Annotated in this window: 19 protein-coding genes; 10 read left to right on the forward strand and 9 right to left on the reverse strand. The window is 73.2% G+C overall.

Translation table 11 applies throughout. The annotated features are described in order from the left end of the window. Position 1: 1 nt before the first annotated feature. From AB0C19_RS12100 to AB0C19_RS12110, 3 genes are all read right to left on the reverse strand, one after another. On the reverse strand, positions 2-607 hold the full coding sequence (locus tag AB0C19_RS12100) for a TetR/AcrR family transcriptional regulator (protein ID WP_210780790.1): 606 nt from the start codon (positions 605-607) through the stop codon (positions 2-4). Between the two features lie 395 nt (positions 608-1002). Further along, the gene (locus AB0C19_RS12105) at positions 1003-1746 is read right to left on the reverse strand and encodes a metallophosphoesterase family protein (RefSeq protein WP_238687058.1); all 744 of its coding nucleotides are present in this window, start codon (positions 1744-1746) and stop codon (positions 1003-1005) included. Positions 1747-1858: 112 nt separating this feature from the next. Then, entirely contained in the window at positions 1859-2536 is a 678-nt protein-coding gene (locus AB0C19_RS12110; RefSeq protein WP_007466162.1) for a Crp/Fnr family transcriptional regulator, read from the reverse strand. 143 nt (positions 2537-2679) lie between these two features. Here AB0C19_RS12110 and AB0C19_RS12115 point away from each other — a divergent pair, with 143 nt between their 5' ends. The 6 genes from AB0C19_RS12115 to AB0C19_RS12140 all read left to right on the forward strand — a co-directional run bounded on the left by AB0C19_RS12115 (position 2680) and on the right by AB0C19_RS12140 (position 8027). Then, positions 2680-3387, forward strand: a complete 708-nt coding sequence (locus AB0C19_RS12115) for an adenosylcobinamide amidohydrolase (RefSeq protein WP_357183340.1) — start codon at positions 2680-2682, stop codon at positions 3385-3387. An 11-nt stretch (positions 3388-3398) separates the two neighbouring features. Continuing rightward, the gene (locus AB0C19_RS12120) at positions 3399-4586 is read left to right on the forward strand and encodes a CapA family protein (RefSeq protein ID WP_357183343.1); all 1188 of its coding nucleotides are present in this window, start codon (positions 3399-3401) and stop codon (positions 4584-4586) included. A gap of 41 nt (positions 4587-4627) precedes the next feature. Beyond that, positions 4628-5416 (forward strand): endonuclease III, encoded by a 789-nt coding sequence (gene nth / locus AB0C19_RS12125; protein WP_357183346.1) that lies wholly within the window; start codon positions 4628-4630, stop codon positions 5414-5416. Beyond that, positions 5413-6096: a TlpA disulfide reductase family protein gene (locus AB0C19_RS12130; RefSeq protein ID WP_357183349.1), complete on the forward strand. Its 684-nt coding sequence runs from the start codon at positions 5413-5415 to the stop codon at positions 6094-6096. Before nth ends, AB0C19_RS12130 begins: the two co-directional genes overlap by 4 nt. Further along, on the forward strand, positions 6093-6785 hold the full coding sequence (locus tag AB0C19_RS12135) for a CoA pyrophosphatase (RefSeq protein ID WP_357183352.1): 693 nt from the start codon (positions 6093-6095) through the stop codon (positions 6783-6785). The genes AB0C19_RS12130 and AB0C19_RS12135 overlap by 4 nt, the downstream gene beginning before the upstream one ends. Before the next feature lie 63 nt (positions 6786-6848). After that, positions 6849-8027, forward strand: coding sequence for a MarP family serine protease (locus tag AB0C19_RS12140; RefSeq protein ID WP_357183354.1), 1179 nt, complete (start codon positions 6849-6851; stop codon positions 8025-8027). Positions 8028-8046: 19 nt separating this feature from the next. Here AB0C19_RS12140 and AB0C19_RS12145 read toward each other — a convergent pair whose 3' ends face one another. From AB0C19_RS12145 to eccCa, 4 genes are all read right to left on the reverse strand, one after another. Continuing rightward, complete coding sequence (locus AB0C19_RS12145) at positions 8047-8754, reverse strand: phosphatase PAP2 family protein (protein ID WP_357183357.1); 708 nt, start codon at positions 8752-8754, stop codon at positions 8047-8049. 37 nt (positions 8755-8791) lie between these two features. Further along, positions 8792-9583, reverse strand: coding sequence for a phosphatase PAP2 family protein (locus tag AB0C19_RS12150; RefSeq protein ID WP_357183360.1), 792 nt, complete (start codon positions 9581-9583; stop codon positions 8792-8794). Positions 9584-9635: 52 nt separating this feature from the next. Next, positions 9636-10976, reverse strand: coding sequence for a type VII secretion-associated serine protease mycosin (mycP, locus tag AB0C19_RS12155; RefSeq protein WP_357183363.1), 1341 nt, complete (start codon positions 10974-10976; stop codon positions 9636-9638). A 74-nt stretch (positions 10977-11050) separates the two neighbouring features. Next, positions 11051-15034 carry a type VII secretion protein EccCa gene (eccCa, locus tag AB0C19_RS12160; RefSeq protein WP_357183366.1) on the reverse strand — a complete coding sequence of 1328 codons (3984 nt, stop codon included), beginning with the start codon at positions 15032-15034 and terminating at the stop codon, positions 11051-11053. Positions 15035-15135: 101 nt separating this feature from the next. Between eccCa and eccD the strand changes: the two genes are divergently transcribed. Then, a complete protein-coding gene (gene eccD, locus AB0C19_RS12165) occupies positions 15136-16539 on the forward strand; it encodes a type VII secretion integral membrane protein EccD (protein ID WP_357183368.1) in 1404 nt (467 codons plus the stop codon). A 31-nt stretch (positions 16540-16570) separates the two neighbouring features. On the opposite strand, the gene AB0C19_RS12170 is transcribed toward eccD, so the two are convergent. Further along, positions 16571-17077, reverse strand: a complete 507-nt coding sequence (locus AB0C19_RS12170; protein ID WP_099849144.1) for an inorganic diphosphatase — start codon at positions 17075-17077, stop codon at positions 16571-16573. Between the two features lie 513 nt (positions 17078-17590). Between AB0C19_RS12170 and dacB the strand changes: the two genes are divergently transcribed. From dacB to tilS, 3 genes are all read left to right on the forward strand, one after another. Continuing rightward, positions 17591-19087: a D-alanyl-D-alanine carboxypeptidase/D-alanyl-D-alanine-endopeptidase gene (gene dacB / locus AB0C19_RS12175; protein WP_357183372.1), complete on the forward strand. Its 1497-nt coding sequence runs from the start codon at positions 17591-17593 to the stop codon at positions 19085-19087. Between the two features lie 93 nt (positions 19088-19180). Beyond that, positions 19181-20251, forward strand: a complete 1071-nt coding sequence (locus tag AB0C19_RS12180) for a zinc-dependent metalloprotease (protein WP_357183375.1) — start codon at positions 19181-19183, stop codon at positions 20249-20251. 10 nt (positions 20252-20261) lie between these two features. Then, positions 20262-21254 carry a tRNA lysidine(34) synthetase TilS gene (tilS, locus tag AB0C19_RS12185; RefSeq protein ID WP_357183378.1) on the forward strand — a complete coding sequence of 331 codons (993 nt, stop codon included), beginning with the start codon at positions 20262-20264 and terminating at the stop codon, positions 21252-21254. A gap of 15 nt (positions 21255-21269) precedes the next feature. Here the strand turns inward: tilS and AB0C19_RS12190 are convergent, their stop codons facing one another. Continuing rightward, positions 21270-22232, reverse strand: coding sequence for a helix-turn-helix domain-containing protein (locus AB0C19_RS12190; protein ID WP_203121473.1), 963 nt, complete (start codon positions 22230-22232; stop codon positions 21270-21272). Positions 22233-22236 lie beyond the last annotated feature (4 nt).

The raw sequence follows: 22236 nt of genomic DNA on the forward strand, positions 1-22236 counted from the left end.
GTCAGGGCGTGAGCAGGGTGGCGAGCTGGCGCTTCCAGGTGGTCAACAGGGCGGCCCGGCGGGCGGAGTCGTCGCTGAGCAGGTTGGCCACCCCGAGCCCACGGAGCAGATCGAGCGTGGCCTGCACCGCTTCGCGGACACCGGGTCTCCGCTCGTCGACACCGAGCAGGGCGACGGTGAGCCGGTGCATCTCCCGCCCGACCGTCGCCTCCAGCGGCACCAGGGCGTCACGCAGCTCCCGATCGGTGCGGGCGGCGACCCAGAGCTCCAGCGCGGCTACGAACAGCGGCCCGGTGAAGGCCACGGCGAGCAGGTCGACAACCCGGTCCAACCGCTGCGGGCCGGCCGGCAGCGCCTCGGCCTCGGTACGCAACTCGTCGGCCCGGCGCTCGGCCAGATGGGCCACGGCGGCCGTCACCAGCGCCGCCTTCGTCGGGTAGTGATGCAGCTGTGCCCCGCGCGAAACACCGGCCCGCGCCGCGACGACTGTGGTCGTGGTGCCGGACCAACCGTGCTCGATCAGGCAGTCGACTGTCGCCTCCAGCAGCCGGGCCTGGGTGGCGCGGCTGCGTTCCTGCTGAGGGACACGCGTCGATGAGGTGGGCACGGAGACAGCCTGCTGCCTACGAAACAAACAGTCAAGACTGACTTTTTCTGAGCTGGTGACGCTCCGGTGGCTCGCGGTGGGGTGAGGCGGGGCGGGGCGGGAGGTCGGCATGGGTGGCTCGTCGCGCTATGGAGCTGATGTCACAAACGAATCGCCCGTCGACCGTGCCCGTCGACGTCGTCCGACCGTGCCCGTCGACCTCGTTCGAGCATCGGCCTGCCGATCACCTACGGCTGATGCCGCAAACGATTCAGCTCCAAAGGCTCCCAGAGTGGCATTCCGCCGTCCGTCCGTCCGCCGTCCGTCCGTCCGCCGTCCGTCCGTCCGCCGTCCGTCCGCCGTCCGTCCGTCCGCCGTCCGTCCGCCGTCCGTCCGCCGCCCGGCTCAGTGCCTGCTCAGCGGCCGTCGCGGGGGCCGAAGGCGGTCAGCGCGTCGACGTCGCTGTGCTGGGAGCGCAGGTACTCGTCGGCCCAGGCGGCGGCGTCGGGGAAGGTCGACTCGGCCGCCACCCGGGCGCAGGCCGCGTCCACGTCGAAGGCGGTGCGGCGCAGTTGGACGCCTGGCCCGAGCAGCGCCCACCACGCGCCCGCGCCCCCGTACGGCATGCCGATGCTGCCCGGGTTGACCACCAGACGCCGGTCGACCAGCCGGGTGAACGGCATGTGTGTGTGGCCGCAGACCACCGTGGAGACCTCGGCGGGGAGACCGTCGAACACCTCCACCCAGCGCGCCATCCGGGAGTCGACGAGCACCACCTCCTCGTCGTCGCGGGGCGTGGCGTGACAGAACAGCGTCGGCCCGAGGCCGTCGATCTCCAGCGTCGCCGTCGCCGGCAGCCCGGCGAGCCGGGCCACCTGGTCGTCGCGCAACTGCCCGGCGGCCCAGTTCGACACCTCGATCGACGCAGGGCGGCCGGACCGGGCCTCGACCAGCTCGCGGTCGGCATTGCCGCCGACCCAGCACACCCGGTCGCCCAGGCCGGCGAGCACGTCCAGCACCTCGACCGGTTGCGGGCCCGCGGCGATGTCACCGGTGAGCACGATCAGATCGGCGGTGGCGACGTCCGGCTCGGCCAGTACGGCCTCCAGCGCCGGCAGGACACCATGGATGTCGGAGAGCACCGCTACTCGGTTCACCATGCGCCCCACCCTCACCGGGGGCCCCGCCTCCAGGCCAGCGATTCTGCGTCAGGCAGACGGCAAACGTCCCCGCCTACCGTCGGTGACGGCGGGCGGGGACGTCGGGTGCTGCTCAGACGCGGGCGCGACGGGCCAGGCGCTCCGGGTCCAGGATGATGATGCTCTTGCCGTCCAACCGCAGCCAGCCACGCGAGGCGAAGTCGGCAAGCGCCTTGTTGACGGTCTCCCGGGAGGCGCCGACGAGCTGGGCGATCTCCTCCTGGGTGAGGTCGTGGGTCACCCGCAGAACGCCGCCGTCGCGGGTGCCGAAGCGGCCCGCCATCTGGAGCAGGTTCTTGGCGACCCGGCCCGGCACATCCGTGAAGATCAGGTCGGCGAGCGAGTCGTTGGTCCGGCGCAGCCGCCGGGCGAGCACCCGGAGCAACTGCTCGGCGATCTCCGGGCGGTTGTTGAGCCACGGCCGCAGCGCCTGCTTACGCAGCCGCACCAGCCGGGTGTCGGTCACCGCGGTGGCGGTCGCCGTGCGCGGACCCGGGTCGAAGAGCGACAGCTCACCGACCATGTCCGACGGCCCCATCACCGCGATGAGATTCTGCCGGCCGTCCGCTGCGCGGCGACCAACCTTGATCTTCCCGGACAGCAGGATGTAGAGGCTGTCACCGGGCTCGCCCTCATTGAAAACGATCTCGCCCTTGCGGACCTCGATCGTCTCCATCTCCTTGGCAAGCGCCTCGGCAGCTTCCGGGTCAACACCCTGGAAGATCCCGCTGCGGGCCAGTACCTCGTCCATTGCGCACCTCCGGTTGCGCGTGCCGTCCGTCGGCCGGGGCCGCCGTCCGCTGATCCCCTCGCGCGCCGCCAAGTCTAGGCGCACGTGAGCATGAATCAGAGGTCGCCCCTGGAATCTTGATCGGTGGGCGTAACCTGCCCGACGTGCTGAGCGAGCCGACTCTGACCAGCCGCGCCGAGGACGGGCGGCGCGTCCCGCTGCTCGTCTGGCGCGCGGACGTGCCTCTGCGGGCGGTCAGCAGTGCCCCGCTGGGCGGTGGCATCGGGGTCCGGCGGTGGGTGTTGAACGCGACGGTACCGATGTCGTACGACCGGGAGGACCCTGCGGCCCACCTGGCCTCGCTCGCCGCCGAGCTTGCTCTCGACGGGCCCGGGATCGGTCTGCTGACCGGCGTCGATGTGACAGAGGTGATGGGGCGAACCGACGCCGGGGTGCGGGCCTGGGCGACGGTCGGGCTCGGCACGCCGGTGCCCGCTGCCGCTCCGGCGCCGGCCGCGCTCACCGAACGCGTCGGCACTGTCAACATCGTGGTGTACGTGCCGGCCCGGCTCGCCGACTCGGCGCTGGTCAACGCGGTGGCCACGGCGACCGAGGCGAAGACCCAGGCGATCGCCGAGCTGGGGGTGCCGGGGACCGGCACGCCCACCGACGCGGTCACAGTGCTCTGCCCGGTGGACGGGCCGGAGGCCGCGTACGGCGGGCCGCGCTCCACCTGGGGCGCTCCGCTCGCCCGAGCGGTGCACGCGGCGGTGCTCGCCGGGGGTTCCCGGCCGGTCGTGCCGTGGTCCGACCAGCTCAGCGGCGCAAAGTCCAACCGATCGGCTGTCGTCGGCGCGTTTGACGACCGGTAGGGTCGCGGGCGATGTATGCTCCCGCCCCCCTCGCGTCCCGCCCGCGCCGCCGCCGCCTCGCCCTCGCCCTCGGCCTCGCCGCGCTGCTGGCTGCCCTCCTCGTGGCCGGCTGTGCCGACTCCGGTGGTGAGGCACCCGTCTGGCAGCCCGGCGCTGGAGGTGGTGGCACCGGCGCGCCGGTCTCCACGGCTGGCCCGAAGGCCACCGCGCCCGCATCGTCAGGTCAGGGTGGCGCGATCTCGCTCTCGGCCACCGGCGACATCATCATGGGCAACGCGCCCAGCCGGCTGCCCGCCGCCGGCGGCAAGGGCTTCTTCAACTCGGTCACCGAGGCGCTCAAGGCCGACCTGGTGATGGGCAACCTGGAAGAGCCGCTGACCGTCGACACCGGCACCGGCAAGTGCGGGGCGAACTCCACCCGCTGCTTCCAGTTCCGCGCCCCGCCGGAGTACGCCGCCCACCTGCGCGACGCCGGCTTCGACGTGCTCAACCAGGCCAACAACCATGGCTACGACTACGGGCCAAAGGGCTACGAGAACACCCAGAAGGCCCTGAAGAAGTACGACCTGGAGCACACCGGCGCACCGAACGAGATCACGGTGGTCGACGTCAAGGGCGTCAAGGTCGCCGTCGCCGGCTTCTCGTCGTACGTCTGGTCCAACAGCCTCGTCGACATCGACAAGGCCAAGGCGGTGGTCGCCAAGGCCGCCACCATGGCCGACCTGGTAGTGGTGCAGGTGCACATGGGTGGCGAGGGCGCCGACAAGACCCGGGTGAAGCCGGGCACCGAGATGTTCCTCGGCGAGAACCGGGGCGACCCGGTGAAGTTCTCGCACGCCATGATCGACGCCGGCGCCGACCTGATCGTCGGGCACGGCCCGCACGTGCTGCGCGGGATGGAGTTCTACAACGGGCGCCTGATCGCGTACAGCCTTGGCAACTTCGCCGGCGGCGGCAACTCGCTGAGCAACGCCGGCCGCCTCGGCTGGGGCGGGGTGCTGAAGGTGTCGCTCAAGCCGGACGGCAGTTGGGCCGGCGGCTCGTTCACCTCGACGTACATGAACTCCGCCGGGAAGCCGACCATGGACCCGGACGACCGGGGCCTGGGCCTGGTCACCGAGTTGAGCCGCGCCGACTTCCCGAAGGGCGGCGCTCGCCTCGACGGGCAGGGAAAGATCTCGGCACCGACCGCTGGCTGACCCGACGAGGAGCGTCCGGGGTGCGACGTAGGCTGACCGTCGTGACCAGTAGCCCTCCCGGTGCCAGCGAGACCGATCTCGGGCGCAAACGCCGTGCCCGCAAGATCGGCCGGGTGCTGGCCGAGACGCATCCCGACGCGCATTGTGAGCTGGACCACTCCAACGCTCTGGAGCTGGCCGTCGCCACGATCCTGTCCGCGCAGTGCACGGACAAGAAGGTCAACGAGGTCACCCCGAAGCTCTTCGCCCGCTACCCGAGCGCTGCCGCGTACGCCGGCGCCGACCGGGGCGAGATGGAGGAGCTGATCCGGCCCACCGGCTTCTACCGCAACAAGACCGACTCACTGCTCAAGCTCGGTCAGGCCCTCCTCGACCGGTACGACGGCGCGGTCCCGGGCCGGCTCGTCGACCTGGTGACGCTCCCCGGCATCGGCCGCAAGACCGCCAACGTGATCCTGGGCAACGCCTTCGACGTCCCGGGAATCACTGTCGACACGCACTTCCAGCGGCTGGTCCACCGGTGGCGGCTGACCACCGAGACCGACCCGGTCAAGATCGAGCACGCGATCGGCGCGCTGTACGACAAGCGCGATTGGACCATGCTCTCGCACCGGATCATCTTCCACGGGCGACGGGTCTGCCACGCCCGCAAGCCGGCCTGCGGCGCCTGCACGCTCGCGAAGCTCTGCCCTTCGTACGGTACCGGCCCGACCGAGCCGGCGGCCGCCGCCAAGCTGCTCAAGGGCCCTCGGGCGCGCGACCTCGCGGTGGCTGCCGGAGTCGACCCGGAGTTGGTGCCGGCGCAGGCGATCGCGGCGGAGGTGCCGTGAACCGCCGACTCGCCCTCGCCGTCCTGCCGCTGCTGCTGGTCGTCACCGGTTGCACCAGCGGCCCCACCGACGACGAGCCAGCTCCCCGTCCGGCCGCGGCTGAGCGACCGTCCCCGTTCCGGGACTGCACAACGCTGAGCACGGCACCCACCGCCGCGCCGCCCGGCGCCGGCACGGCGGCCCCCGCAACGGCGACTCCCGCGTCGCCCGGCTCGGGGCCGACGGCCTCCGGCACGACGGCCCGCGCCGCTGGCGGGTCGGCGCTGCCCGAGCTGACGCTCTCCTGCTTCACCGGCGGTGCCCCCGTCGTGCTGCGGGAGGTGGCCGGGCCGGCGGTGATCAACGTGTGGGCTTCCTGGTGCCCGCCGTGCCGTAAGGAGCTGCCCGCCTTCCAACGCCTCAGCGAGCGGGCCGCCGGTCAGCTCCAGGTGGTCGGTGTCAACAGTCGGGACAGCCGGGGCGGCGCCCAGTCCATCGGTGAGGACTTCGGCGTCCGGTTCCCGATCCTGGTGGATCAGGGCGAGGCGCTACAGCGCGAGCTGAAGCGCAACGCCATTCCGCTGACCCTCTTCGTCGACGCCGACGGTCAGCTCCGGCACGTCGACGCCAGCGGTGCTCTCGACGACGCCAAGCTCGCCAAGCTGGTCCGCCAGCACCTCGGCCTGGCGGTGCCGGCGTGACCCGTCGGCCACCCGAGTGGATCGAGCCGTTGCTGACCCGGCTGGGCACCGCCCGCGCCGAGGACTTCACCAGGCTGACCACGCCGGCCGAGGGCGGTCGGGAGAGCGCCGTGCTGGTGCTGCTCGGCGAGCAGCCCGGCGCGGGTCCCGACGTGCTGGTCCTGCAACGCGCCGCCACCCTGCGCAACCACGCCGGCCAGCCCGCCTTTCCCGGGGGGGCGGCCGACCCGGAGGACGCCGACGTCCGCGCCACCGCCCTGCGCGAGGCGAACGAGGAGGTGGGCCTCGACCCGGGCAGCGTGACAGTGCTGGCCGAGCTGCCGAAACTGTGGATCCCGGTCAGCGACTTCGTGGTCACGCCGGTGCTGGCCTGGTGGCACGACCCGCACCCGGTGCACCCACGGGAGCCGGCCGAGGTGGCGCACGTCGCCCGCCTGCCGGTCAGCGAGCTGGTCGATCCGGCCAACCGACTGCGCGTCCGGCACCCGAGCGGCTGGATCGGGCCGGCGTTCTCGGCTCGCGGGATGCTCGTCTGGGGCTTCACCGCCGGGGTGCTCGCCACCCTGCTCGAGATGGGCGGCTGGGCTCGTCCGTGGTCGCGCGGCCGGGTGGTGGAGCTTCCGCCGACCGGGGCGACACCGGCCCCGTCCGCAGGCACCGACGAGGCAGACGAGAACGCCCTGCGCTGACCGCACGGTCACCATCCGCAAGCGATGGTCATCCGGTGGGCACACTGCCCGTACGCTTGACCCGTGTCCGTCGTGGATCTCGTCCTGCTGCTGCTCATGCTCGTGTTCGCGATCAGCGGATACCGCCAGGGTTTCGTCATCGGCGTCACGTCGTTGTCCGGCTTCTTCCTGGGTCTGCTGCTGGGTCTCCAGCTCGGGCCGCTGTTCGCCAGACAGTTCGTGGACGCCGGCACCCGTGTGCTGATCTCGCTGGTGGCCATCTTCGGGCTGGCGGTGGTCGGGCAGGCACTCGCCGGTTGGCTCGGCTCGCACCTGCGTAAGACGATCACCAGCGACGTGGGCAAACGGGCCGACGACGTCGGTGGCGCGCTCGTCTCGCTGTTCGCGGTGCTCCTGCTCGCCTGGCTGGTCGCCGTGCCGCTCGGCTCGTCCTCGGTGCCCTGGCTCGCCGCCTCGGTCCGCAACAGCGCGTTGATCACGGTGGTCAACCAGGTCCTGCCGGAGCAGGCCCACGAGCTGTCCACGGCGCTGGAGGACACCGTCGACACCGACGGGTTCCCGGACGTCTTCGGTGACCTCGCGCCCACCCGGGCCCGCCAGGTCGACCCGCCGGACCCGGCGCTGGCCGGCTCGCAGATCGTGGTCAGCGGTCAGCAGTCGGTCGTGAAGGTGCTCGGCTCCGCGCCCAGCTGCTCGCGCCGGATCGAGGGGTCCGGCTTCGTGTACGCCGACGACCGGGTGATGACAAACGCGCACGTGGTGGCCGGCACCCGTTCGGTAGCCGTGGAGCTGGGCGGCGAGCGGTACGACGGCAAGGTGGTGGTCTACGACCCGAACCGGGATCTCGCGGTGCTGCTCGTGCCCGGGCTGCCCGGGCCGTCCCTGCGGTTCGCCGCCGGCAACGCGGGCAGCGGCTCCGACGCCATCGTGCTGGGCTTCCCGCTCGACGGCCCGTACAACGCGCAGTCGGCGCGGGTCCGGGACGTCGACCGGATCAAGGGGCCGGACATCTACTCGTCCACCGAGGTGACCCGGGAGATCTACACGATCCGGGCGCTGGTGCGCAGCGGCAACTCGGGCGGCCCGCTGCTGTCCGCCAACGGCCTGGTGCTCGGCGTGATCTTCGCGGCGGCGTCCGACGACCCGAACACCGGCTTCGCCGTGACGGCGGCCGAGGCCCGCCCGGTGGCGTTGGCCGGTGCCGAACGCAACCGGCAGGTCGCCACCGGTGAGTGCACCTGAGCGTCGCTGCGGGGCCAGCTCAGCCCTGAGCCGGCAGGGCGCGACGCCTGACTGTCGGTAGCGTCGCCCGCCCCCACCGCAGGCCCCGGTCCAGCACCGCGCGGGCCATGATCGCGACGCACGTGCCGCCGTTGAGGAAGGACGCCACCACGTCGCTCGGGTGGTGCATCCCCCGGTACATCCGGGTCAGCGCCACGCCCAGCGGCACCATCAGCAGCAGTGTCCACCAGGTGACCTTCGCTCCGGTGCTTCGCGCCCGTAGCGCCAGCAGCACGGCGATGCCGACGTAGAGCGCCACCGACGCCGAGGTGTGCCCGGACGGAAAGCTCGACGTGGGTGGCGACACGTCCATGTGCTCCACCGCCGGTCGCTGTCGGTCGATCGCCAGCGTGGTCAGCAGGAACACCAGTGCCTGGGCGGTCACCGCCGCGCACAGGAACAGCGGCTCGCGCCAGCGCTTCAGCCAGAGCCGCAGCGTCAACGCCACCAGCACGGTGACCACGACGATCATCTGGGTGCTGGCCAGCGTGCTGAACACCAGCGAGACGTTGTTCCAGTCGCCGGTGCGGTCGGCGGCCAACTCGCGGTTCACCGCGTCCTCCACGGTGAACGGCCAGGTACTGGCGAACACCCGGGTGACCAGCACCCCGAGCAGCACCATGAGCCCGAGCAGGAGGGACACCGGCAGCAGCACCCGCCGGACGATCTGGACCACGGTCTCGGACATGGGTCGGCCAGTACCCGGCCGACCTCTCCGTCACTCCTCAGGCCGCTCCCGGGTGCCGCTCGACCTCGGGCGCGACGCCGTCGCGGGTCGGCCGGACCGGCCGCAGACCGGTGTGTGCCCGCCAACTGGTGAACGCGGCGGTGGTGGCCGCGACCACTGCCACACCCAGCAACCATCCACCCACCACGTCGCTCGTGAAGTGCACGCCCAGCGTCACCCTGCTCAGCCCGGTCACCACTGTGAGCAGGACCGCCGCCACCCAGAGCGCGGCCCGCGCCGCCCCGCGCCCGGCGTACGGCAGGAGCACCAGCAGCAGCACCCCGGCGGCCAGGGTGGCGTTCAGCGCGTGCCCGGAGGGGAACGAGTAGCCGGCGGCCCGGGCCACCGGGTCCAGCAACTCCGGCCGGTCCCGGCCGACCAGCAACTTGAGCAGCGGACCGACCAACCCGCCGACGACCATGGTGGTGGCCGCCCAGAGGGCCAGCCGGCGGGCTCCCCGGCGCAGCAGCCAGACCACCAGGAGCAGGGCGACGGCGCGCAGTGGCATCGGTGCGAACACCTCGGTCCAGACCCGCATCAGCACGACCCAGGCCGGGTGATCCTGGGCGTAGCCGTGCAGCGCGTCGGTGACCGCCGTGTCCAGCCGGTGCAGCGGTGCCCAGGCGCCGAGCACCAGCAGTGTGAGCAGCGCGAACGGCACCAGCACCAGGAACGCCGCAGTGGCGGCGAGAGTGAGTCGTAGACCCAGCGCGTGATCCCTGTCGAATCGGCGGTGTCGCCAGGACGGCTGGCCGGTGGGGGCGAGGGTGGGCGGCCGGTGCGTACTCATGCGTCCGTTCTACCCGGCCGGGCAGCCGGTCAGGCCTGCCGGTCGGCCTCGATCAACGAGTCCGCTGACGCAGCCGGCGCACCATCACTGCCGCACCACCGACCAGAGCGACGAGGAGCACGACAGTGGTCCACAGTTGCTTCGGAGCGGAGGTGTCCTGACCGCCCGCCGCCCGAGCCGTCCAGCGGCTCTGCTGACCGGACGCCGCGAGACCGAGTGGATCGGCACCGGCACCGGCCACCGGATCGTCGTCGACCGAGCCGGGCGCCGGACCGAAACCGGTCACGCCCGGCGACGTCTGGTCGTCCAGCGGGTTGGCGGTCACCGGCGGCACCTGAGCGGTCAACGCGGCCACCGGGTCGACCACCCCGTACCCGAAGCGGTCGTCCCGCCCGGTGGGGCCCAGGTCCCGGGCGGTGGCCAACAACCGGTTGACCACCTCACCGGCTGGCATCTGCGGATAGCGGGATCGGACCAGCGCGGCGGTCGCCGCCACCAGTGGCGCGGCGAAGCTGGTGCCCTGCACCCGCCAGTACCCGCTGGGAGGCTTGGCGCCGACCAGCCCGCTGGCGGGGGCGGTGAGCACCGTCGCCCGGCCGGTGATCGAGCCGGACCACATGTTGTCGCTGCTGCGTTCGAGACCGGAGACCGCGATCACGCCCGGCTCCCGCGCCGGATACCAGACCTTGGTGCTGGTGGAGGTGGCCAGGTTGCCGGTGCAGGCGATCACGACCACGTCCCGGACGAACGCGTAGTCCAGGGCGGCGGCCAGGGCCGGGCTGTCGCCGCTGCCGCCCAGCGACAGATTGATCACGCGGGCGCCGTTGTCGACCGCCCAGCGGACCCCCTGGGCGACGATCAGCGCGTCGTCGTACCGGTTCTCCTCATCGAGCACGCGGACCGGCAGGATCCGGGCGTCCGGTGCAAGGCCGACCACGCCCCGCTTGTCGTCGTTGCGCCCGGCGATCAGGCCGGCGACAGTGGTGCCGTGACCCACCGGATCCGGGCCCGGCGCACCACCGGGGCCGACCAGGTCCTTGCCGGGCAGCACCTGGCCAACCAGGTCGGGGTGGTTTCCGTCCACTCCGGAGTCGACCACCGCCACTGTCACGCCCCGGCCGGTCGAACTGCGCCACGCCGTCTCGGCCTGCAACTCGTCGAGCTGCCACTGCTCGTCGCGGACCTGGTCGGTGCGGGCGATGGCGTCACCGGGGGCGAACGCCATCGGCGCGCCGGCGAGCTGTCCACCGTTGGTGGGCGTGGCGACCGGCACGGCTGCCGCGGTCGGGGCCACGACGGCAAGCGCCGCGGCCACGCCGAGCAGCGCCCGGCCGGTCGCTCGTCGGGCCGCTGACGGACCGCTGTGCCGCACCCCAGTCACATACCCAGCCATTCATCCCGACGGAACCATGACGATCGGAGATTACCGGTTTCCCCACCCGTCACGGGAAGAACCGGCGAGTCAGGTCATTGCGGCGGCAGTTGCGCCAGCTGAACAAGGCGTACGCCCTCCCGCCGGGTGACCAGCCGACCACGCCCCGGCGGCAGCGGTCCGGGGCGCACCGGCCCGACGAGCGCGCCCTCCTCGGGGCTGCCCGCCATCACCAGGCCGGCCGTGGACAGCTCGCGCAGGCGCTGCACGATCGGCTCGTACTGTGCCCGGCTCGCCCCACCGGACCGGCGGGCCAGCACCAGGTGCAGCCCGATGTCCCGGGCGTGCGGAAGGTGCTCCTCCAGTGCGCGCAACGGGTTCGCCGGCCCCGCCGCCACCAGGTCGTAGTCGTCCACCAGCACGAACAGCTCCGGCCCGGACCACCAGGACCGGTCCCGCAGCTGCTGCGGGGTGACCTCCGGCCCGGGAGCCCGCCGCTCCAGGTAACCGGCGGCCGACTCGACCAGGTCGGCGGTGTGTGCCGCCGCGGTGCCGTACCCGATCAGGTGTGGCGTCTCGATGGCACCGAGCAGGCTGCGCCGGTAGTCGACGAGGATCACCCGGGCCTGCTCGGGAGTGAACCGGGTGATGATCGACGTGGCCAGCGCGCGCAGGAACGACGACTTGCCGCACTCCGAATCCCCGAAGACCACGAAGTGCGGCTCGGTGGCGAAGTCGAGCAACACCGGGCGCAGGTCCGCCTCCGCGATCCCGATCGGCAGCCGCAGCCCGGTCGTCGAGGCGAGGTCCAGATCGGCGTACGGCAGCACCGGCGGCAGGAGCCGCACCCGGGGCGCCGGAGCGCCCGCCCACCCGTCGGCGACCCTCTTGACCAGGTCGGCGGTGTCGCCGCCGGCGGTACCGAGCTGGGGCAGCGCGGTGAGGAAGTGCAGGCCCTCAGCGGTCACCCCCCGGCCGGAGCGCTCGGGCACGTTGGCGGCCGCGCGCCGGGCCACCAACGAGTCGGTCGGGTCCCCGAGGCGCAGCTCCAGCCGGGAGCCGAACAGGTCCCGGATCGCCGGGCGGAAATCCAGCCAGCGCAGCCCCGTGGCGACCACGTGCACCCCGTACGACAGGCCCCGGGTGGCGAGGTCGGTGACGAGTGGCTCCAGGTCGTCGTACTCCCCGCGGATGGTGCTCCACCCGTCGATCACCAGGAACACGTCGCCGTACGGGTCGGCTCCCGGCTGGCCTGCCGTCCCCGCTGCCCCTCGACGCTGCCGGTACGCGGCCATCGACTCCACGCCCAGCTCCGCGAAGCGGCGTTCCCGGTCGACCAACAGGGTGGTCATCTCGCCGACGGTGCGTCGTACGGCGGTCGGGTCGGCGCGGCCGGTCACCCCGCCGACGTGCGGAAGGTCGCGCAGCGCGGCCAACCCGCCGCCGCCGAAGTCGAGGCAGTAGACCTGCACCTCGGCCGGTGTGTGGGTGAGCGCCAGCGCGCAGATCAGCGTGCGCAGGGCTGTGGACTTGCCGCTCTGCGGCGCACCGACCACAGCGACGTGCCCGGCAGCGCCGTCCAGAGCCAGCCAGAGCAGGTCCCGGCGCTGCTCCAACGGTTTGTCCACCACCGCCATCGGCACGCCGAGTGCCCCGTGCAGCTCCGGGTTGCCGACTGTCAGCCCGCGTTTCGGGTGCACCTCGACCGGACCGAGCAGCTCGTCCAGGGCCGGTGGCTGGCCGAGCGGCGGGAGCCAGACCTGGTGCGCCGGCGGGCCCTGCCCGACGAGCCGGTCCACCAGCAGGTCGAGCAGCGTCCTGGTGCCCTCCTCCTCCGTGACGACGGGCACGACCGGGGCCGTCGGCTCGGGCACCGGTACGACATGGGTGGTGAAGGTGAGCAGCCGCGCGCCCCCCTCGGTGGCGACGCCGCCCGACGCGGCCCGACGGCGGACGGCACCGGAGACGTACGCGGCCTTGAAGCGGGCCAGCGGGTCGGTGCCGGCACGCAGGTAGCCGTGGCCCGGTGAGCGGGGCAGCTCGTGCGCGTCCGCCACGCCGAGCACCGTCCGGGACTCCAGCGCCGAGAAGGTGCGCAACCCGATCCGGTACGAGAGGTGGGTGTCCAACCCGCGGAGCCGGCCCTCCTCCAGGCGCTGGCTGGCGAGCAGCAGGTGCACGCCGAGCGACCGGCCCAGCCGACCGATCTGCACGAACAGGTCGATGAAGTCGGGCTTGGCGGAGAGCAGCTCCGAGAATTCGTCGCAGATCAGCAGCAACGACGGCAGCGGGGCGAGCGGGCTGCCGGCCGCCCTGGCCCGCTCGTAGTCGCGCACGCTGGCGAAGTTGCCGGCCCGCCGCAGCAACTCCTGGCGGCGCACCAACTCCCCGTTGATCGCGTCCACCATGCGGTCGACAAGGGGCAACGCGTCGGCCAGGTTGGTGATCACGGCCGCGGTGTGCGGCAGCCTGTCGAACGAGGTGAAGGTGGCGCCACCCTTGAAGTCGACGAGCACGAAGTTGAGCTGCTTGGAGCTGTGCGTGGCGGCGAGCCCCAGCACCAGCGTGCGGAGCAGCTCGGACTTGCCGGAGCCGGTCGCCCCGATGAGCAGGCCGTGCGGGCCCATGCCGTCCTGGGCGGACTCCTTGAGGTCCAGCTCGATGGCGCCGCCGTCCGCGCCCACCCCGATCGGCACCCGCAACCGGTCTCGTGCCGAGCGCGGCAACCAGCCCTGTTCCGCAGTGAAGCTCTCCGGGTCACCGAGGCCCAGCAGCTCGGGGAGGCCCAGGTCGGCCTGGAGCGGGGCGTCCGGCCCTCTGGCCGCGCCGGCGAGACGCAGCGGCGCCAACCGTCGGGCGACCGCTTCGGCGTCGGCCAGGTCCAACTGGTCGGCGGTGCCCACCTCGGCGTGCCCGTCGGACGACCGCGAGTGCAGCCGCCGGCCGTGCAACTCCAGCAGCAGCGCGTACCGGTCCAGCAGTCGGGGCGGCGGGGTGTCCAGGTCCAGCACTGTGACCGCGTCGATGCCGCCGTCGCCGGTCAGGTCACTTGCACCGGTCAGGTCGCCGCCGTCGAGGACCACCACCACGTGCGGACCGTCGGTGGCCGGGCCGGCCGGGCTGAACCGGGACCGGGTGGCCAGCACGTCGGCCAGCAGCGACTCCAGCTCGGCGGCCGAGCTGGTGACCAGGCGTACCGGGCCGAGCGCGTCGGTGCGGGCGGGATGGTGGGCGTGCGGGAGCCACTTCACCCACTCCCAGCAGGCGCGGCGCTCCGGCCCGGCGCAGACCGCGACGAGCAGCTCGTCGGGGGCGTGGAAGACCGCCAACTGGGTCAGCACGGCCCGGACCAGCGCCTGTGCCGCCGGGTCGCCGGTGGGTGGCCCGCCGGTGGTCGGGGTGGTCGCCCGGCCGCGGCCGGCGGATCGCACGTGCACCCGGGCGAAGCTGCGCAGCGACAGCGCCACCGGCAGGTCCGGAACCACGGAGTACGCGTCCAGGAAGCGGCGTAGCGCGCCGGCGGTCATCGGCTCGAGCTCCTCCAGCGGCCGGGTGACCGGTGGGACCAGTGGGGTGGCCAGTGTCTGCGGCCCGACGGCGACCCGCACCACAGCGAAATCGGGGTCGGCCGGGCGCCGCTCCCAGACCCGGTGGCTGTCCACGGTCGACCAGAGCCGGCCCGGATCCGGATGCCTGTAGAAGACCCCGGCCCGTTGCTGGCCCGCGGTCCGTCGGACCCGCCGCCGCAGCGTGGCCAGGTGGCGTAGGTACTCCCTGCGGGCGGCCATCATCTCGGACTTCTTCGGGGTGCCGGAGGCACTGCCCCAGGACGTCACGAGCATCGCCAACGAGGAGAGCCCGAACATGCCGCCCACCACGTACGAGTAGGCCCCACCGCCCCGACCGAACATCATCGCCATCGCGACCGTGCCGCCGAGCATGGGCAGCAGCATGAGCATCTGCTGCCACCGCCCGCCGGTCACCACGGGGATCTCCGGCGGTGCGTCGACCGACAGCTCACCGGCGGGAATCTCCGGCGCTGGTCGGCGCGGCGGGCGCTTGATGACGACGGTGGACACTCGGCCTCCTGACAGCGCTGGGTAACCCGAGCCTGGCTCATGGTAGGTAAAGTCCTGTCGTCCGCGCAGCCTCCGATCCCAGTCGATATGGAGACCAGTCGATGACTACCGGGCTGGCACGCGTCACCATCAGCGCGCCGCAACGACGGGTGGACGTCGCCCTGCCGGAGCAGGTGCCCCTGGCCGAGTTGCTGCCCGACGTGCTCCGGCACGCCGGTGTCGGGCTCGCCGACGACGGCGAGCAGCACGGCGGTTGGGTGCTCCGCCGCACCGACGGGGCGTTGCTGGTTACCGCACAGGCGCTCCTGCCGCAGGGGGTCCGCGACGGTGAGGTGCTGCACCTCGTGCCGGCCCGCGCGCACTGGCCCGAGTTGGAGTACGACGACGTCATCGAGGCGATCGCCGACGGTGCACGCCGCCGCGGCGGCGCCTGGTCGCCGACCGCCACCCGGGCAGCCGGTCTGGCCGGTGCCGCCGTACCGCTCGGGGTCGGACTGCTCGCGCTGCTCGCCGGTGGCCCGACGCTCCGGGTCGGTTGGCTGACGGCCGTCGCGGTGGCGCTGGTGCTCACAGTGGCCGGCGCGGTCGCCTCCCGTGCCAACGGGGACGGCGCCGCAGGGGCGACGCTCGGCGGCTACGCGCTGCCGTACGCGTTCACTGCCGGTGCCCTGGCCGTCGGCTCCGGCGACCCGGTCGGGCCGATCGGGCCGGTCCGCTGGGTGGGCGCTCCCGAACTGCTGGCCGGCTCGGTCGCGCTGCTGCTGGCCGCGTTGATCGGTCTCCTCGGGGTGGCCAGTCGGCTGCGGGTCTTCGTGGCCGGTGTCACTGTCGGCCTGGTCGGCGCGGCGGCCGCGCTCGGTGGGCTGCTGATGACCACGGCCGGTACGGCGGCGGTGCTGCTCAGCGCACTGGTCTTCGCCGTCGGCGTGATTCCGCTGCTGGCCATCCGACTGGGCAAGCTGCCCCTGCCGCCGATCACCCTGCCGGCCGCCACCTCGGCGGAGGAGCCGGAGCGGGTGCGGGATCTGCCGGACCGGGGTCGGGTGCACGCCGCGGTGATCCGCACCGAGGAGATTCTCACCGGGATGCTGATCGGCCACGCCCTGCTGGTGGCGGCCACCGCTGTCGTACTGGTGGTCGCCGGTGGCACGGCCGGCCGGGTGCTGGTGGCGGTCACCTCGGCCGTGCTGCTGCTGCGGTCGCGGCTGTTCGTGGCGCTGCGACACCGGGTGCCGACGGTGCTCGCCGGGCTGGCCGGCTACGCGGCGCTGGGTGCCGTGCTGGTCGCTCGGGCCGACGGGACCGGGCGGTTGGTGCTGGTCCTGGGCGGGGCTGCGCTGGCCCTGGTGGCGGTCGCCAGCGGCACCGGGTACGCCCGCCGGCCGGTCTCGCCGTACCTCGGGAGGATCGCGGACCTCACCGACACGGCCCTGGTGGTCGCCGTGGTGCCGATCGCCTGCGCAGTGCTCGACCTGTACGACCGGGCCCGAGGGCTGCTCGGTTGAGCGGCCCCCGGGCCCGGTGCGTCAGCGGTCGTCAGTGCATGGATTCGCCGCGGGCCTCGGCGTCCCTGGCTCGCTTGTAGGAGGCGTGGATCTCGGCCTCGGCCTCGGTGCGGCCGACCCAGGTCGCGCCCTCCACCGACTTGCCGGGCTCCAAGTCCTTGTACACCTCGAAGAAGTGCTGGATCTCCAGGCGGTCGAACTCGCCGAGGTGGTGGATGTCGCGCAGGTGCTCCTGGCGAGGATCCTCGTAGGGCACGCAGAGGACCTTGTCGTCCCCGCCCTTCTCGTCGGTCATCCGGAACATGCCGATGGTGCGGCAGCGGATCAGGCAGCCCGGGAAGGTCGGCTCGGGGACCAGCACCAGCGCGTCCAGCGGGTCGCCGTCCTCGCCGAGGGTGCCCTCGATGAACCCGTAGTCGGCCGGGTACTGGGTGGAGGTGAAGAGGGTGCGGTCCAACCGGATCCGGCCGGTCTTGTGGTCCACCTCGTACTTGTTCCGGTGACCTTTGGGGATCTCAACCGTCACGTCGAAATCCATCTGCACGCTCCCTCGTCTGCCCACGCTGGCTAACGGAACCACTGGCGACCCCTCCGGACAGGTGAATGCCCACCCGCCGACTCCGGCCGCCGCATAGTCTTCGGACCGAAGTAGTGTCACCCAAGCCGATTTTCGCTGGGGGAGGAGGGGGTCGTGGGGAGGGAAGATTCACACTACCGCCCGGACGGGGGCTCCGCGCACGGTACCGGACGATCCGGCTCCGGCAGTGCCAAGGGGCGGGTCCCGGTGCCGGAGGCGCACCTCCCACGGGCACCCGAAGCTCCGGCCCCGGCACCGGAAACGGTGCCCGAGCGGCCCCCGCCGCTGCCCTGGCGCCCGCCGGCCGGGCCGGCGTCGCCCGCTCCGAACGCGGGTCACTTCCCGGTAGCCGGCGGTGATCAACCGGTGAGCGGCCCGCCACGCGGCAGTGCCACGGTCCCGGTCAGCCCTGCGCCGCTCAGCCCGTCGTTCGGTCCCGCGCTGACCGCTTCCGGCACTGGCGGGGTCCCCCCGGTGGGCCCGCCGATCTCCGCGTTGCCGGCACCCGCCGACGCCGAGCCTGCGCCCGCGCCCGCAGCCGCCGAGACGCGCCGTCGGAGGCGGCTGCCGGTGCTGCTGGCCGCCGTGCTCCTGCTGGTGCTCGCCAGCGTCGGAGTCGTGATCACCCGTCCCGGCCCGGTCGCCGGGTGGCTGGGCGACGACGCCGGGTCCGGGCCGCAAGCGGCCGGCGTGACTCCGGAACCCGCCCCGTCGGACGTGCTGGGCGGCCCGGATTCGAACGCCCCGGTGCCCACCCCGGACGGGGTGCGGGCCGTGCTCGATCCACTGGTCGGCGTCGCCACCCTGGGCGACCGGGTGAACGTCTCGGTCGCCGACGTGATCACCGGTCAGACGCTGTTCGCCAAGGGGGCGGACGACGGCACCGTGCCCGCCTCGGTGACGAAGCTGGCGACCGCTGTGACAGTGCTGGCGGCCCGCGGGCCCGGCTACCGGATCCCCACTCGTGCCGTGGCCGGCGCGAAGGCCGGCGAGGTGGTGATCGTCGGGGGCGGGGACCCGACCCTCGCGATCAACAAGAAGGGCTACTACCCGGGTGCGGCGCGCCTCGACGACCTGGCCAACCAGGTGCGTACCGCGCTCGGAGGCACGCCCCCGACCAGTGTCACGGTCGACGGTTCGGTCTACTCCGGCCCGGTCTACGGCCCTGGCTGGGACGACGACATCCCCACCGGCGGTTCGGGCGGCGCGATGACCGCGTTGATGACCGACGGCGCGCGTACCGACCCGGGGGTCGAGCACGGGTCCGCCCAGCGGTTCGCCGAGCCGGACCTCGCCGCCGGCAAGGCGTTCGCCCGGTTGCTCGGGGTGCCGACCTCCGCCGTGAAGCGGGGAGCTGCCCCGCCGCAGGCGGCGACCGGTGCCAGCCCGGCACCGGGTACCGAACTGGGCGTTGTGCAGTCCCCGCCGCTGATCCGGCTGGTCGACGTCATGATCAGCGAGAGCGACAACCTGGTGGCAGAGGCACTCGCCCGGCAGGTCGCGTTGGCCCGCGGACAGCCCGCCTCGTTCGACGGCGGCGCCGCCGCAATGGACGCCGAGGTGGCGGAACTGGGCCTGCCCGCCGACGAGATCAGCGTCTCCGACGGCAGCGGCCTGTCCCGGCTCAACCGGATCAGCCCGTCGCTGCTGACCGATCTGATCCGCCTGGCCGCCAGTCCGGACCATCCGGAGCTGGCCGGCGTCTTCGGTGGTCTGCCGGTGGGCGGTTGGTCCGGGACTCTGAACGAGCGCTACCGCACCGCCGCCGGCACGGCCGCGGGCGCGGGCAGCGTCCGGGCCAAGACCGGCACCCTGACCGGTGTGCACTCCGTCGCGGGCCTGGTCACCACCGCCGATGGTCGCCTGTTGACCTTCGCGGTGCTCACCGACAAGGTGCCGGGTGACAGGGAGACCGCCCAGCCGGCACTGGACCGGATCGCCGCCGCGCTGGCCGGCTGCGGCTGCGGCTGACCGTCGCCGGTCCGGGGGTGACGCGGTCGCCATCGGCGTCGATCGAGGGCGCGAGCCCGGGCCGGGGTGTCGCGGCGCGGGTACGGTGGGTTCATGGCGCAGTTCGTGGACTGGGATCTGGCCGCCGCCACCGCGGGGGCGTTGAGCAAGTCTGGCCCCCGCGTGTCGTACGCGGAAGCCACCGACGTGGTCGGCGACCTGCGTCGGCTGACCGACGAGGCCGCCGGGCACGTGGCCGACTACACGGGGTTGCGGGCGCAGGTGTCGCATCCGCCGGTCCGGGTGGTGGATCGCCGCGACTGGGCCGCGACGAACATCGCCGGTCTCCGCGAGGTGATCACACCGCTGGTGAGTCGGCTCTCCGGCGACAAGCAACCGGGCGCGTTGACCGAGGCGATCGGGTCCCGGCTCACCGGGGTGCAGGCCGGGACGGTGCTGGCCTACCTCTCCGGCCGGGTGCTCGGCCAGTACGAGGTCTTCTCGGCTGACCCGGGCCAACTGCTGCTTGTCGCACCGAACATCGTCGAGGTGGAGCGCAAGATCGGCGCCGACCCTCGGGACTTCCGGCTCTGGGTGTGTCTGCACGAGGTCACCCACCGCACCCAGTTCACCGCGGTGCCGTGGATGCGGGCCTATTTCCTCAGCGAGGTGCAGGCGTTCGTCGACGCCTCGTCCAGCGGAAGTGAGCACCTGGTCGAGCGGTTGCGGCGCGGGGTGGCCACGTTGTCCGACGCGGTCCGTGACTCGGAAAGCCGCACCAGCGTGCTGGACATCGTGCAGACCCCGGCACAGCGGGCCGTACTGGACCGGCTCACCGCTTTGATGACACTGCTCGAGGGGCACGCCGAGTTCGTGATGGACGGCGTCGGCCCGCAGGTGATCCCGAGCGTGGAGCGGATCCGGGCGTCGTTCAACCGACGCCGGGAGGCGGGCAACCCGCTGGAGAAGGCGATCCGCCGGCTGCTCGGGGTTGATGTCAAGATGCGCCAGTACGCCGAGGGGCGCAAGTTCGTGCACGGGGTGGTGGAACGCGTCGGCATGGACGGGTTCAACTCGATCTTCAACTCGCCGTTGACCCTGCCTCGACTGTCGGAGCTGGATGACCCGGACGCCTGGGTCGCCCGGGTGCACGGCCCGGCCGGCACCATCCCGGCCGCTGGCTGACCACCCGCCGGTGGCCGCGCTCGCTCCGCCGGTGGCCGCGATCCGGGTGGCGGTCCGCCGCGCCCTGACCGGTGTGCCGTCCGGCGGTCCGGTGCTGGTTGCCTGCTCCGGTGGTGCCGACTCGCTCGCACTCGCGGCGGCCACCGTCTTCGTGGCGCCGCGGCTGGGCCGCGCCGCGGCGCTCGTCACCGTCGACCACGGCTTGCAGGACGGCTCCGCGGAGCGCGCCGAGGCGGTGGCCACCTGGGGGCGAGCTGTCGGGTTCGCGTCGGCGACGGTGGTCCGGGTGGAGGTGGCCGGGCGTCCCGGCGGGCCGGAGGCGGCCGCCCGTGAGGCCCGCTACCAGGCGCTGACCGAAGCGGCCCGGCAGCAGAACGCCGTCGCGGTGCTCACCGGGCACACCCGTGACGACCAGGCGGAGACGGTGCTGCTCGCGCTCGCCAGGGGCTCCGGCCCCCGAGGGCTGGCCGGGATGCCCGCCCGGCGCGATCTGGGCGGGGTGCCACTGCTGCGCCCGCTGCTGGAGATCGCTCGGGAACAGACGCGCGCCGCCTGCGCCGTCCTCGGGCTGAGCCCGTGGCAGGACCCGCACAACAGCGACCCGTCGTACGCCCGGTCGAGGGTGCGGGGCGAACTGCTGCCGGCGCTGGTGCGGGCGCTCGGGCCGGGCGTGGTGGACAACCTGGCGCGGACCGCCCGGCTGGTGGCCGCCGACAACGCCGCGCTCGACGAGTTGGCGGGGACGGCGCTGGCGGCGGCCCGGTGCCCCGACGGAGGGCTGTCCGTGCCGGCGCTGCTCGGCCTGGTTCCCGCCGTGCGCGGCCGGGTGCTGCACTCCTGGGCCCGTGAGTTGGGCGCGCTGCCCGGCGCCCTGTCGCACCGGCACGTCGCCGCCCTGGACGCCCTGGTGACCGATTGGCACGGTCAGGGCCCGGTCGACCTGCCCGGCGGTGTCCGGGTGCTCCGCCGCGACGGCCGGCTGGCACCGGTGCGCCCCGCCTGACCTGACCTGCCGGTCTCAGCCGCTGTGCGCCCGGTCCCGGAAGGTGGTCCGGTAGCTGTGCGGGGTGGCACCGACCCGGCGACTGAAGTGGTGGCGCAACGCAGCCGCGTCGCCGAAGCCGGACTGGTCGGCGACCGCCTCCACGCTCAACGGCGTTTCCTCCAGCAGCCGCCGGGCGAGCAGCACCCGCTGGTTGGTGAGCCAGTCGTGCGGGGTGGTGCCGGTCTCGGCGCGGAACCGGCGGGCGAACGTGCGGGGCGCCATACCGGCGCGGGCGGCCAACTCCTCCACTGTGATCGTCCGGTCCAGGTGACCCATCAGCCACTCCAGCACCGGTTCGAGGGTGGGTGCCTCGGGCGCCTTCGGGATGGGCGCCTCGACGTACTGGGACTGGCCGCCGTCGCGGTGCGGCGGGACCACCATCCGCCGGGCCAGCCGGGTCGCTGTGGCCGAGCCGTGCTCCTGGCGGATCAGGTGCAGGCACGCGTCGATGCCGGCCGCCGTGCCTGCGCTGGTGAGTAACCGACCGTCCTGGACGTAGAGCGAGTTGCACCGCACCCGGGCGCGCGGGTGCCGGCGTTGCAACTCGTCCACGTACCGCCAGTGGGTAGTGCACTCGCGGTCGTCGAGCAGCCCGGCCTCGCCGAGCAGGAAGGCGCCAGAGCAGACGCTGAACAGGTGCGCTCCGCGGGCGTCGGCCCGGCGGAGCGCGTCGAGCACCGGGCCGGGGACTGTGGTGCCCTGGCTGTGCGCGGGGATGGCCACCAGGTCGGCCTCGTCGACCGGGCCGAGGTCGGCGTGTGGGGTGAGGTGGAAGCCGGACGAGGTGCGCACGGGAGCGCCGTCCGGGCTGCACACCTGGAAGCGGTAGGCGGGGAAACCGTCGGCTGTCCGGTCGGTGCCGAACACCTCGGCGAGCACGCCGAGCTCGAAGGGAGCGACCTGGTCGAGGGCGAGGACGGCAACTGACCGCAGCATGTGA

Origin of the sequence: Micromonospora sp. NPDC048842 (assembly GCF_040649935.1) — a bacterium.
GTDB lineage: Bacteria > Actinomycetota > Actinomycetes > Mycobacteriales > Micromonosporaceae > Micromonospora > Micromonospora hortensis.

Excerpts from the sequence above, each read along its gene's own strand:
- AB0C19_RS12170 (WP_099849144.1), bottom strand. The coding sequence starts at position 17,077 with ATGGATTTCGACGTGACGGTTGAGATCCCCAAAGGTCACCGGAACAAG.
- AB0C19_RS12105 (WP_238687058.1), bottom strand. The coding sequence starts at position 1,746 with ATGGTGAACCGAGTAGCGGTGCTCTCCGACATCCATGGTGTCCTGCCG.
- AB0C19_RS12190 (WP_203121473.1), bottom strand. The coding sequence starts at position 22,232 with ATGCTGCGGTCAGTTGCCGTCCTCGCCCTCGACCAGGTCGCTCCCTTC.
- mycP (WP_357183363.1), bottom strand. The coding sequence starts at position 10,976 with ATGGCTGGGTATGTGACTGGGGTGCGGCACAGCGGTCCGTCAGCGGCC.
- AB0C19_RS12180 (WP_357183375.1), top strand. The coding sequence starts at position 19,181 with ATGGCGCAGTTCGTGGACTGGGATCTGGCCGCCGCCACCGCGGGGGCG.
- eccD (WP_357183368.1), top strand. The coding sequence starts at position 15,136 with ATGACTACCGGGCTGGCACGCGTCACCATCAGCGCGCCGCAACGACGG.
- AB0C19_RS12110 (WP_007466162.1), bottom strand. The coding sequence starts at position 2,536 with ATGGACGAGGTACTGGCCCGCAGCGGGATCTTCCAGGGTGTTGACCCG.
- AB0C19_RS12145 (WP_357183357.1), bottom strand. The coding sequence starts at position 8,754 with ATGTCCGAGACCGTGGTCCAGATCGTCCGGCGGGTGCTGCTGCCGGTG.
- AB0C19_RS12150 (WP_357183360.1), bottom strand. The coding sequence starts at position 9,583 with ATGAGTACGCACCGGCCGCCCACCCTCGCCCCCACCGGCCAGCCGTCC.
- AB0C19_RS12120 (WP_357183343.1), top strand. The coding sequence starts at position 3,399 with ATGTATGCTCCCGCCCCCCTCGCGTCCCGCCCGCGCCGCCGCCGCCTC.